This window comes from Streptococcus handemini (genome assembly GCF_040984445.1).
Classification (GTDB): Bacteria; Bacillota; Bacilli; order Lactobacillales; family Streptococcaceae; genus Streptococcus; species Streptococcus handemini.
In genome coordinates, this window is the sequence record NZ_JBFRYH010000004.1 from 16,695 (window position 1) to 29,035 (window position 12,341).

Consider the following 12,341-nt stretch of genomic DNA (forward strand, 5'->3'; position numbering starts at 1 on the left):
GAACCTTTCCTGTTTTATTAGTCTATCCAGTCTTCTTTCCATCTAGCTTGCGACTGATGTGTAGCTATTTGATCTTCTTCTGGTGGAAATGTCATATAATCACCATAGATTTGCGACAGATAGGTTTCATACTCTTTTAAAATGCTTACTTGATAGTGTTCAAAAGGAACCGTAAGATAGTCTGTCATCGTTTCTTTGTGAAAAATTTCTTTAAGACCATAGCCCCAAACCACCACACCAACGTGCGAAGCCTCTGCAAAAGAATAAGTTTGAGCCCTTTCAATCACATATCCTATCAGTTTGCTTTCCAACTTTAACCCTTTCACGATACCTTGTACTGCTGTAATAATAATCGCTTTTAAGGGTTCTCGCTTAGATAAATCTTTCAAAATAACAAAGGAAGCCAAACGATTGAGAAAGGTCATGTAGGAAACAAACCATTTCCTACTTCTGACTTTCTCTGGTAGACCATCCACTGGAAAAATGTCAATATTGACTCCTAGCTCTCTATTGAAATCAGCATTTTCTTCAAGAGTTGTCCTTGAATCTGATACTTTTGCATAGGTACAGCGAAAATCGCTATCCATGTCCCAGGCACACACCTTGAAGCGGTCATGCTTATATTCTGCTAGAAAGCGAAGATAATCTGATCTTGGCATGCAAAGATCAATATCATCATCCCAAGGAATAAAGCCACCATGCCGGACTGCTCCAAGCATCGAGCCTCCACTCAAGAAGTAACGGATTTCATTTTCTTCACAAAAGCGAATCACATCTCCTAAAATATTCAATTGCAATTCTTTCATTGTTTGGTTTGAAATAACAGTTGTCATCTACTTTTATTTACTCCTTCTTCGGTTTAATACACAATTTTCACGCATACACTCTAATCGTTCTATCTATCTTCTAATAAAATCGTTCTATACGGATACGTGTGGTTCCAGTTTGGACGATAAATATTGAATACGAAAAATTGGGCTATACAAAATAACAAAATAGCTACAAATGAAAGAACTTTATTCTTCCAGTTTTTAATCAAGTTTAAGGTATTGGGGATTAAGACAATAATAAAGAGCCAGTTAAAGACCTGACAGCGATCCAAGAGATTGAAACGCAAAGAAATCAGAGTGATTAAAAAGGAAATAAAAATCATATTAATTTGATAAATAAAGGAGGTTCGTTCTTCCCCAGATAGCTCTTCTTCATGTGTCTTAAAGACGTATAAACAAAAAGCCAGAAAAGTAAACCGCGTGACAGTCCCAAACATAGAAGCCAACTTTACTTCCCCTACAATATAGTGACTACTTGTCAGATAGGTTCGGAAGTAGGGGACAATAAGGGCAACAATTGAAAGAATTTGAGGCAAAAAGAGCCAAACTACTATAGCTAAGAGGAGTATAAAAGAGTAAAGCCGTCTATCAATCTTGGGAGGAACAAAAAAACTGAGAATAAAGACTGCAGCTATTCTCTGAAAGGAGACTGCAAGAAGCATAAAAAACATAGTCTGCCAGATTTTTTTATCACGAAAGGCTAAAAAAGCAAAAATCGTCATAGCTAGAGCCAATTGCACGCGCAGGATATTGACGGTCTGTCCCCAAAAACCAAGTATAAAAAATAAAAATACAGAAAAAGCCGAATTAGTGGAGTAGCGCTCAATGAGTTTATAGTAAGCATAGTAGATAATTGCTGTTATGATGGACAAGAATACCCAAAAATTATCTGTCAGGTGACCAATCACCTGATTAAGCCACAAGTATCCAATTTCATATCGACCAAAAAGAGTACTAACACTAGAGCTACTAGATCCAGAAACAAATGTAAACAGGTTATAGTAGGTGTAGGTATCATTGCCAATTTCTAAGGTTCGAAAAACAGCTAAGCAATAGAAGAAAAATAATTTAAACCCGACCCGTAATTTAGAAGGAAGTTGATTTTCCTTATATAAGGAAAGGGGAAGCATCAGCAATATTATTAAAGAATAAAAAAACATATCTCCTCTTTCATTCTATTTCGATGAGCAATTGACGATAGTGCACCATTGTTTCTTGAGCAATTTTATCCCATGAAAACTGTTCTTTTATCATACGAGCTGCAGCATTCCCTTTTTTAGCATAAAAGGCTTGCTCTTGAACTGCTTTCTCTAAAACAGTTGCAATGCTCTCTGCATTCGTTTGAGCCACCCAACCCGCACTTGCTTGCTCAATCTGTTCACCTAATGTCGTTCCCTCCGTCACTAAGCAAGGTATACCATAGCTCAAGGCTTCCAGAATACCGAGTGGCATTCCTTCAAATCGGGAAGTTTGTATAAACAAATCACAAGCAAGCAAAGCCTGTTCTTTGTCTATCCCTGCTAGACTATCTGACTGCATTATTAAATCTTCCACATTTGCTGATACAATTAACTTCTGTAAATGGGCTGCACGACCGACATAATCTGGGCCAAAAATATTCACACTGACGTTTTGTTTACGTAAATAATCCGCCTTGAGACGAACCGCTTCTACTAATAAATCCAAGCCTTTGTGGTAAGCATCTAATCGACCAATATACAGAATACTCACCCCTTTTGGGGAGGACGAATGATAGGATTTTTGAACCCTTGGAATGTCCATGCCGTTTCTGAGAACCAACTTATTTGCAACAGAAAATACTGTTTCGTCTTTTTCGCGCTGAGAGAGACATTGCAACGCTGCTGCTCTAGAAATAAAAGAATTGAATAAGAGCTGATTGGCTACTTTTTTCTTGAGCCATTTTTTACCCTGCGCATCTCTTGTTAATTCACCATGTGGAACAATAATGTAGGGAATACGATGTTTCCTTAACTCTCGTGCTATTTTTAGAAATTCTACCCGATAGGCTTCGTGAAAAATAACAAGGTCTGGTTGATGGAAGGGAGCCACTAAATTTTTCAAGAAAAACATTGATGAATAAGGTAGCTGATTGGTTACGCTTGAGATACGCTCATTATTGATATTGATAAACCCAACATTTGCATACCGAGATTGCTCCTGAACATGTCTTGGAACCACTACACAAACACCATTAAAGGGATTCTCCGAAATACTCGCAAAGTGTAAAATTGTTAATTTTTTATCCATTTTTCTTTATTATACCCACTAAGTTTCTACATTAGCATCTACTTTCTTTCTGAACACACAAAATCTTATACCCTTTGGAAAATTCCTCTAATCGTGCCTAAGCCATATACAACATGAATAAATAAACACCATATCGGAATAAAGAAATCATATCCATTTTTTGTTAGCTTGAATTTTTGCAATGCACTTGTTGCCATCAGTATACTGTATAATCCACATAATATTATAAGCAATTGAGGTATTTGAAAAATTGCAAATACTAAAGCTACTATCAGCCCTATCACAAATCCCATAGGAACCAAATGGAATAAAGAGATACAGTTTGGACAAACTCTAATGGTTTTACCAATCCATAATCCATTTAAATATTTCTGAACAAGCATTTTAAAAAGGGAATTTCTTGTTTGATAATAGGATTGAATAGAATTCACATATCTTATCCGATATCCAGCCTTTCGAATGCGATAATGATACTCATTATCTTCTGTCCGGACTAATTGCTCATTAAACATACCAACCTTTTCAATGGTTTCTCTCCTATAGGCGCCATGAAACACGGATTTCACATACTTTTTCTGAGTGTCATTTCTTCTATAAGATGCAAATCCACTCCCGAATAAAGATTGTTCTACATGCAATAGTGATTGTTTCCATAAGCTATCTGAATCAATAATATTCGTTCTAGGTCCACCACAAACGTATTCTCCCGCATTGAGACAGTTTACATTTTCTTCAATGAAGTCCGTCGGTAACTCTGCATGAGCATCAACACGAAGTACAGCATTGCAAGTAAAATGACTAAGAACAACATTCCACCCAGAAGATTGAATTCTTTTAAGGTTATCTAAAACTTTCACATCTAAATACTTATCACTGTATCGCTTTTGAAAGTCTAACATAATCTGCTTAGTGTTATCTGTGGATAAACTATCAACTAGTATAATTTCAACAGCTTTTCTTTTATAAGTCTGCTGTAGTATATTATCCAATAAAGTAGGTAAGTATTTTTCTTCATTTAAAGCAACAATACCAACCGAAATTGTTTTAACTGCTCTCTCCAAAATACTATCCTCACACACTCGCTATAATCCCTTTTAGAGCATCTGCAATATACTCTACATCCTCATCACTTAGTTGAGTATGGAGTGGTAAGGTGAGTGTCTGTTCAAAATACCGATAAGCATTAGGGTAATCTTTGATGTCAAATCCCATATTAGCGTAAGCTGTTAATAGTGGCAATGGTTTGTAATGCACATTACAGGCAATGCCTGCTTCTGCCAGCTTCTCAATCATCTGATTTCGCTCTTCTAATGTAATGCCCTCAATATGCGTAATATATAAATGCATAGAAGATACATAATCTGAGTGGATATGCTGCAAGGGATGAATCCTTGTCCCTTCAAATGCTTGATTATAGGTAGCAACAATTTCTGCCCGACGATTCAATAGTTCTTGGTATCGTTTCAGTTGAGCTAGACCAATTGAAGCCATAATATCTGTCATATTACACTTAAAACCTGGAAGAATGATATCATACTCCCATGCTCCCAACTTAGTCTTCGCCAAAGCATCCTTGGTTTGTCCATGAAGTGATAAAATTTGAAATTGGCGATACAAGTCTTCATCATCTAAGTCTGGACGAGACTTCCATGTCACTGCTCCGCCTTCTGCTGTTGTCAAATTTTTCACCGCATGGAAAGAAAAGGCTGTAAAATCTGCAACATTTCCAATCTTTTGTCCCTTATAGGAAGCTCCAAAGGCATGGGCGCTGTCTGATAAGACGACAATCCGTCCAAATACTTCTTGGAGGGGTGATGTTGCTCTAAATATTGAACGGTGTTTTTCAACAATTTCAAGAATCCGAATATGATCACATGGAATCCCTGCTAACTCAACGGGAATGATAACCTTTGTGCGATTCGTAATTGCTTTTTCTACCGCCTCGTAATCCATTTCAAAACGATTTGCTTGAATATCTACAATGATAGGAGTTGCACCGACATGCTCAATCACACTACAAGATGCAGTATAGGTCATGGCTGGAACGATAACCTCATCTCCAGGACCAACTCCCAAAATGCGCAAGACAAGTTCCAAACCTGCCGTCGCGGAGTTTAAGCAAACTGTCTTATTTGTTCCAGTGTACTCTGACAATTCTTGTTCAAAGCGTTTGGTTTTAGGACCTGTCGTAATCCAACCTGAACGAAGACTATCTACGACCTCCGCAATTTCTTCCTCTGTAATATCAGGAGGAGAAAAAGGTATGTTTTTCTTTTTCATATACTATTATTTCCTCATTTCAACACAGCGATGACTGTACGAATCATGATTTTTATATCTTCGAAAATACTAAATGAATTGATATATGCAATATTCGGATTCATCTTCTTCGGTAGAATTTTTGTAACATAAATTTCGTCTACTTCCATTTCTTCTGTCATATAATGCTTAATCAATTTATCTTCATCTTTAAATTCAATGCTCGCTAGCGAAGTAACACCAGCTGGTAGAAGTAGGGTAGTCTTCATCTCTTCTGTATACTGCTCCACGTATTTAACCACTTCTGGTCGAGTTCCTACAAAACTCATATCACCTATTAGTACATTTAATAGCTGAGGAACTTCATCTAAACGATAGTTTCTGATAAAACTACCTATTCGTGTAATCCTTGAGTCATTTTGAAGTGTCACTAAACTTCCTTTTTTATCTGCATTTTCAATCATGGTTCGAAATTTAAAAATCTTAAATATTCGACCATTTGTTGTGACTCGTTCCTGACGGTAAAATACACTACCACCATCTTCTAACTTAATGAGCACAGCTAGAATTAAAAATATCGGAGATAAGATACCTAAGAGGATAATCGAAACAAATTTATCAAATAAAAACTTGCTTACAAGAGAGAATTTCTTTCTTTCTAATTCTTCTTTTTTCTGTCTGACAACTGGACTGTCTAAAAAATCTTTATTAAGCACTTCTACTCCTGTCTTGCATAATTGATTGACTTCTCCCATCTTCTTTAGAAATTTCCACTCAAACAGACTAAGTATTTTTTTGGTACCATTTTTTCACGATATTATAGAGTTTGGGCGAAATCAGAAATAGAAGGTACCTTATTCTATCTACTCTACTTCCTTTTTTGTTGAATAAAACTGCGCGATAAAGTTTAACCATTTCCTTCCTATAGCGACGATACAAGGCATAATCTTGCGCCTCATACATTTTATCTAACAAAAGAATTCCATAGGAAGCATGTCTATGTTGCAGAGCTTTTAAAATCTGAGGATGATTTGGAAATAAGGGGATGATGCTTTGTTCATTCTCCTTAATGGCCTCAAAGAAATCTAACTGCCCAACATTAAAACTGGAAGTGGTTATACTACCTGCTCTTTTATAATGATTGTAAACAGCTCTATCTGCCATCGTAATCTTTTCTGCCACAAGCGCATGTTTTGGAGTTGCAAATGTATCCTCGTATATTTTACCTACAGGATATGGATAACGTAATAATTGAGACTTCCTAAATAATTTACCACAGGCGTGAACACCTGTCCTATCACCATAATACATTTTTTCTAGCACTTCTTCTGTAGAGAAGATTTGCCCCCCCCCCGACCATTTTTCAGAGTATATTTCAGTCGAACCTGAATCATGCTTAGTCACACGCCGAATTGGAGACGTAACTAGATCGCTTTGCGTTTCTTTCTGAATCGCGACCAAGTATTCCACCGCAAAAAAGTCATAATAATCATCCGAATCACAGAACATCACCCAGTCAGCTTTTGCTTTCTGCACGCCAAAATTTCTAGCATCCGAAAGACCACCATTTGTTTTATGATAGACCGTGATACGTTCATCCTTGGATGCCCAGGCATCTGCCAATTTGCCTGATTGATCGGTCGAACCATCATTTATCAAGAGGATTTCCAACTCTTTATAGGTCTGGTTGACTAAACTCCGTACACAATAATCTAGGTAATTCTCTACATTATAAATTGGAATAACAATGGATATTAATTGATTCTGCATTTTCTTCTCCTACTCCTGTCTTGCGAATTCGATTAGTTTTTCTTTTAAGGTTGTAGTGTCATGTTCATTGAGGTGGGAGATGAAGTTCATGACCTCTTCCCACGGTTTTGTGACAACTCTTCCCACGAAGATTTTTTCATGAATCTGCTCACTTACTCGTTCGTCAGAGGTTAATAACTCCTCATATAATTTTTCACCAGGGCGGATACCTGTCTCGATTATCTCGATTTCATCTTCTTTATGTCCGCTAAGCGTAATAACTTTTTTCGCCAAATCGACAATCTTGACAGGCTCACCCATATCTAAAATGAAAATCTCTCCCCCACGAGCTTGATAGCCTGCCTGAATAACCAAGCGACTGGCTTCTGGAATGGTCATAAAATAGCGCGTCATACGAAAGTCCGTTACGGTTAGTGGACCACCTTTTGCAACCTGCTCTTTAAAGACTGGAACAACACTTCCACGGCTTCCCAAGACATTTCCAAAACGGACAGCCACAAACTGGGTTTTGACTTGTCCATTTAATCCTGTCACAATCATTTCCGCAATCCGCTTACTTGCCCCCATGACATTTGGTGGATTCACTGCCTTATCGGTTGAAATCATAACAAATTTCTCAACCCCTGCGGCACCAGCTGCTTCCGCAACATTCTTTGTACCAAAGATGTTGTTTTTGACTGCCTCACGAGGGTTGTACTCCATGAGCGGTACATGCTTATGGGCTGCAGCATGGTAGACAAAGTGAGGTTGATAGGTCGTCATGATTTCATTAATCAGCTCACGATCCTGGATATCTGCAATGATGGGAACTATTTCAAACTTGTCTCCATATTTGATACTTAATTCACGGTGAATCAGATAGATGGAGTTTTCTCCATGTCCTAATAATAGCAGACGCTTCGGAATAAAACGTGCTACTTGCCGACAGATTTCAGAGCCGATAGAACCACCTGCTCCTGTCACTAATACTGTTTTCTTAGAAAAAAAGTATTGCAACTGGCTTTGATCTAGTTTGACTTCACCACGACCAAGAAGATCTTCAATATTTATTTTTCTCAGCTTTTTGGTCGATATTTTACCTGTCACAACATCTTCGACACTCGGCATGTTGTTGACTTTTACACCGACACTATTGCAAATTTCAACGATATGACTTCTGTCATTTCCTGATAGTGATGGAATCGCAATAGTCACTTGATCCACTTCGTATTCTTTCACTAATTGAGGAATATCATTTCTATTTCCCAGGACCTTAATGCCATGGATATAGGTCCCCTGCTTATTTTTATTATCATCTATAATTCCACGAATTTCAATATCTGTCTCCGCTTTTAAAATGGTCTCAATAAACAAAACACCACCATCTCCTGCTCCAATAACCAAGGTGGGAATCTTTTTCACATTCCCTTTCGCCTTTTTTGAAGACAGATACCCGTACAAGACTCGCCAGATTAAGCGTGGAAAGATCCAGAGCAAGGTTGTTATCAACCATGATAAGATCAAAAAACGATAACTGTAACTAGAAAAGGCTCGTAATGAATACAAGAATAGACTCAAAAACGCTAGAGAGCTCGCAATAAATATACGAAATAAAACGCGATAATCTGTATAATGATTAATCGTTGAAAATATTTTTAAAATTCTGGCACTCAAAAGATAACATGCAAAGGTAAGCCCATACGAAATCACCGCTTGGAGAGTTGAAATACGGGCAAAAAGAGCCACAAAAGCCATTGATAGGAACATTCCTACAAATAACATTAATCCATCAATGATTATTAAAATCAGTCGTTTGCTAAATCTACTCAAATAACTCAGTAGCATTGTTCCTCCATTTTCGAAATATCACTCCTACTACAGGCCCTACACTAGAAACAAGTCAGATGAGTGCTAATTGTATTTTATTTCAAAATTTCCTGTTGATAAACTTGCATCACATCGTCCCACGATAACGTTTCAATTTCATCCCAAATTTCTTGGAAAGGTAGGTTCAGACGATTTGTCAACACTTCTTTGAAAAACAATCTACCTACTAGCAAGCTCTTCATTTTACTAATAAAGCTCAAAGGGATGTAATTTTTCTTCCATGGCTTCATGGACGTTGTATAGTGCACAATCAAGGGAAGCTGAGAAGTTATAACAGAACTTCTCAGAGCAACATGATAACCAGCCACTTGATAATTATACTGTATCGGTAGTTCTAGCCAATTATCTTTAAACAACAGATTTAAAACACTTTGATCTGCATCTGGCAAGCTTATTTGAGAATCTGCATGCATGTGCAAGGCTTTTTCTAGCACCTTTAGCTCTCGCCATTTTTTACTATGAATCAACAGAACACCCGCATTAAATTCTTTTTTGTGTTGTAAGTATTTCACGAGTGTGTCCGGTACAGCAGCTACGGCAACTTGGCTAATGTCCGTATCATATAAGGCTTTCAAACTACCTGTTACAACGAGGTCAGCATCTAAATACAGTACCTTATCTGCTGCTACTAACTCTGGAATATGGTAACGATAAAACGTCGCCTCAGATATATGTTCATACGTATTAAAATTCTGATAATCTGCAGCAATTAATTTACAATCTTGAATGCGAGAATGGAATTTTCCTAGATGCTCATTCATCTCTTGGAACCACTCACTAGGGTAATCCTTGTTGATTACATAAAATGTGACAGAATCATGAAAGCGCATGATAGATTTTATGGTTACTATTACTTGTTCTCTATAGCCATAATCGGCTGCTAAAACGATATTCATACCATTCTCCTCTATAAAAAGATTTTAAATCGTAAGAGATATCTAAACCTGAGAAGGCGTACTTTATCTTTGAGACTTACTTTCGGAAATATTTCTCGGAATACTTTGCGTGGATTTAAGTACTGGTCCTCTTCAAAAAGCACATCATACAGCTGTGATAACTTTTTCAAACGATAGTAGGCCTGTAAATAACGAAACTTAGATTCTTCTAAAAAATCAGGGAATCCCCTCCCCCCCCCCCCGAGCTGTTCAACATAGGTAATCCTTTCTGTCCACATCAGCAAAATATCTAAATTCTTACTAGAAAACTGTCTTTGCATTTTATCCACAATACTGTTCGGACGAGCTCTGTAGTGATATAAAGCATAATCTTTGTAGCGAATGGACGAAGCACTAATATAGGCTTTAAAATTAAAAAATTGATCTTCGAATATCCTTCCACGTTCGAACCTAAATTGGTCAAATATAGACTTCTGAAACAACTTCCCCCAAGAGGATACAAAAATTGTACTGTAATTTTTCAGTTCATACATTTTGAGTAAGGCCTCTTCAGTAGATAGTTCTTCTAACTCTCCAGAGAATTGTTGCCTTATGTCAATCTTTCTTCCTTCACCAATGGCATCAAATCCAACAACAGATATGGCATTTTCTTGTGTGGTATCAATGGCTTCTACTAAATATTCAACATAGCGTTCATCGACCGTATCATCTGCATCGACAAAGGACAAATACTCTCCTTGACTGGCATCGATTCCTGCATTTCGGGCATCTGAAAGACCCCCGTTTTCCTTGTAGAGATAAATGATATGGTCATATTGCTCACTATATTGGCGGGCAATCTGACCACTATCATCCGTACTTCCATCATCAACTAATAAAATTTCGATATGTTGATACGTTTGTCTCACTAAACTTTGTATACACTCCTCTAAATATAACTCTACATTGTAAATCGGTACAACAACACTCACTAACGGTTGCATAACACATCTCCTTGGTTTTATACTATATATTTTCCGCTTTCCCTAAACTTTCTTATTTCTTCCCGTAATTTCCATAATTACCGTAGGAACCATATGCGCCATAAGCGCCATATTTATCTAATTTTGCATTGTATTTGTTTAAGATAACTCCCAAAAAGGGTTTACGCGTTTGCTCCAGCTGTTCTTTTGCCTTAGTCAAGACTTTTTGACGAACAGCTCCAGCTTCTGTCACCAAGATGCTCGCATCGCAACTTTGGGTAATAATCGCTGCATCGATGACAAGACCTAACGGCGGTGTATCTACGATAACGTAGTCATAGTGTTGTCGTAAAATCAGCATCATTTTGCCAAAATGTTTACTTTGCAATAAAGCAGTCGGATTAGGTGAAGTCCCACCTGCCGGTATCACGAATAGATTGTCAAGCCCAGTCTCACAAAGTCCATGCGACAAATCAGCTGTGCCTGCTAGATATTCTGTTAGTCCTGTAATCCGCTCACGTGCCTTAAAAACACCGGATAGGACTGAATTTCGAATATCAGCGTCCAATAACAAGGTGCGGTATCCTGCACGTGCAAAGGACAGCGCCAGATTGGTTGAGGTAGTTGACTTTCCCTCACCAGGCTCAACAGAACTGATGACTATAATCTTTATATCCGTCCCGCTTAACTGAATATTGGTGCGGAGAGCATTGTAGTATTCTTCTGCTTTTTTGAAATTTACTAATTTCTTCTGATTTAACTCTAAAACTGGCATCTCTTCCCTTCCCCTTACTTTAGCGTGTCAATATTTGGTACGATGCCAAGCAACGTAATCCCCATCGTCTCTTCAATATCTTCAGGTCTTTTCACTCGATCATCGATGATTTCGGCTACAACGACTACGACAATCATCACAAAGCCACCTGCCAAGAAACCAAGTGCTGTATTGCGCTTTACCTTAGGCGAAGATGGGGACATGGCTGCTACCCCTTCGTCAACCGTTGTAACATCTGCAGCTTTTGTCACCTCGATAATTTTTTCTGAGGCTTTCTGGCGGAAGGTATTGACAATCCGTGCTGCTTCTTCTGGGTCTTTATCAGATACAGTGATCGAGATAATCCGTGTGTCTGCTGGAACGACAACGTTTATTTTATTAGCTAGGGCACTCGGTGTCAGGCCTAGCCCTAATTCTTCTATGGACTTCCGTAGCACATCTTGTGACAGGATGATTTCCTTGTAGTCCTTTACGAGATAGGAACCAGCTTGTAAATCTTGATTGGTAATGGTCCCCACATCATTATTTTGGCGATTAACAACATAAATCCGTGTTGTACTATCATAACTTGGACTTGCCAACAATACATTGTAACCAAAGACAAGGACACCGACTAGAGTTGCAAAGACAAAAATTAAAAACTTCTTTTTCCAAATCATTCGGAACAAGGCTAGAATATCGATTTCTACCTCTGGAGTTGCTTGTTGATTCATTT

12 protein-coding genes are annotated in these 12,341 nt (G+C 37.9%); all 12 read right to left on the reverse strand.

From position 1 onward, the window contains the following. Positions 1 to 17: 17 nt before the first annotated feature. Positions 18 to 833, reverse strand: coding sequence for a LicD family protein (locus ABPH35_RS01100; protein ID WP_368849483.1), 816 nt, complete (start codon positions 831 to 833; stop codon positions 18 to 20). A gap of 62 nt (positions 834 to 895) precedes the next feature. Continuing rightward, complete coding sequence (locus ABPH35_RS01105) at positions 896 to 1,990, reverse strand: EpsG family protein (RefSeq protein WP_368849484.1); 1,095 nt, start codon at positions 1,988 to 1,990, stop codon at positions 896 to 898. Between the two features lie 10 nt (positions 1,991 to 2,000). After that, on the reverse strand, positions 2,001 to 3,098 hold the full coding sequence (locus tag ABPH35_RS01110; protein ID WP_368849485.1) for a glycosyltransferase: 1,098 nt from the start codon (positions 3,096 to 3,098) through the stop codon (positions 2,001 to 2,003). A 65-nt stretch (positions 3,099 to 3,163) separates the two neighbouring features. Next, the gene (locus ABPH35_RS01115; protein ID WP_368849486.1) at positions 3,164 to 4,159 is read right to left on the reverse strand and encodes a glycosyltransferase; all 996 of its coding nucleotides are present in this window, start codon (positions 4,157 to 4,159) and stop codon (positions 3,164 to 3,166) included. A gap of 10 nt (positions 4,160 to 4,169) precedes the next feature. Further along, the gene (locus tag ABPH35_RS01120) at positions 4,170 to 5,378 is read right to left on the reverse strand and encodes an aminotransferase class I/II-fold pyridoxal phosphate-dependent enzyme (RefSeq protein WP_368849487.1); all 1,209 of its coding nucleotides are present in this window, start codon (positions 5,376 to 5,378) and stop codon (positions 4,170 to 4,172) included. 14 nt (positions 5,379 to 5,392) lie between these two features. Then, a complete protein-coding gene (locus ABPH35_RS01125) occupies positions 5,393 to 6,112 on the reverse strand; it encodes a sugar transferase (RefSeq protein WP_368849488.1) in 720 nt (239 codons plus the stop codon). Between the two features lie 28 nt (positions 6,113 to 6,140). Further along, the gene (locus tag ABPH35_RS01130; protein ID WP_368849489.1) at positions 6,141 to 7,127 is read right to left on the reverse strand and encodes a glycosyltransferase; all 987 of its coding nucleotides are present in this window, start codon (positions 7,125 to 7,127) and stop codon (positions 6,141 to 6,143) included. 9 nt (positions 7,128 to 7,136) lie between these two features. Further along, complete coding sequence (locus ABPH35_RS01135) at positions 7,137 to 8,936, reverse strand: polysaccharide biosynthesis protein (protein ID WP_349987939.1); 1,800 nt, start codon at positions 8,934 to 8,936, stop codon at positions 7,137 to 7,139. Positions 8,937 to 9,028: 92 nt separating this feature from the next. Next, positions 9,029 to 9,889: a glycosyltransferase family 8 protein gene (locus ABPH35_RS01140; protein ID WP_349987913.1), complete on the reverse strand. Its 861-nt coding sequence runs from the start codon at positions 9,887 to 9,889 to the stop codon at positions 9,029 to 9,031. 11 nt (positions 9,890 to 9,900) lie between these two features. Continuing rightward, the gene (locus ABPH35_RS01145) at positions 9,901 to 10,872 is read right to left on the reverse strand and encodes a glycosyltransferase (protein ID WP_368849490.1); all 972 of its coding nucleotides are present in this window, start codon (positions 10,870 to 10,872) and stop codon (positions 9,901 to 9,903) included. A 52-nt stretch (positions 10,873 to 10,924) separates the two neighbouring features. After that, the gene (locus tag ABPH35_RS01150; protein WP_368849491.1) at positions 10,925 to 11,626 is read right to left on the reverse strand and encodes a tyrosine-protein kinase; all 702 of its coding nucleotides are present in this window, start codon (positions 11,624 to 11,626) and stop codon (positions 10,925 to 10,927) included. 14 nt (positions 11,627 to 11,640) lie between these two features. Continuing rightward, on the reverse strand, positions 11,641 to 12,339 hold the full coding sequence (locus ABPH35_RS01155; protein ID WP_368849492.1) for a Wzz/FepE/Etk N-terminal domain-containing protein: 699 nt from the start codon (positions 12,337 to 12,339) through the stop codon (positions 11,641 to 11,643). Positions 12,340 to 12,341 lie beyond the last annotated feature (2 nt).

Coding starts and splice junctions, on each gene's coding strand:
- ABPH35_RS01120 (WP_368849487.1), bottom strand. CDS start 5,378: ATGAAAAAGAAAAACATACCTTTTTCTCCTCCTGATATTACAGAGGAA.
- ABPH35_RS01125 (WP_368849488.1), bottom strand. CDS start 6,112: ATGGGAGAAGTCAATCAATTATGCAAGACAGGAGTAGAAGTGCTTAAT.
- ABPH35_RS01155 (WP_368849492.1), bottom strand. CDS start 12,339: ATGAATCAACAAGCAACTCCAGAGGTAGAAATCGATATTCTAGCCTTG.
- ABPH35_RS01140 (WP_349987913.1), bottom strand. CDS start 9,889: ATGAATATCGTTTTAGCAGCCGATTATGGCTATAGAGAACAAGTAATA.
- ABPH35_RS01105 (WP_368849484.1), bottom strand. CDS start 1,990: ATGTTTTTTTATTCTTTAATAATATTGCTGATGCTTCCCCTTTCCTTA.
- ABPH35_RS01150 (WP_368849491.1), bottom strand. CDS start 11,626: ATGCCAGTTTTAGAGTTAAATCAGAAGAAATTAGTAAATTTCAAAAAA.
- ABPH35_RS01130 (WP_368849489.1), bottom strand. CDS start 7,127: ATGCAGAATCAATTAATATCCATTGTTATTCCAATTTATAATGTAGAG.
- ABPH35_RS01145 (WP_368849490.1), bottom strand. CDS start 10,872: ATGCAACCGTTAGTGAGTGTTGTTGTACCGATTTACAATGTAGAGTTA.
- ABPH35_RS01110 (WP_368849485.1), bottom strand. CDS start 3,098: ATGGATAAAAAATTAACAATTTTACACTTTGCGAGTATTTCGGAGAAT.
- ABPH35_RS01100 (WP_368849483.1), bottom strand. CDS start 833: ATGACAACTGTTATTTCAAACCAAACAATGAAAGAATTGCAATTGAAT.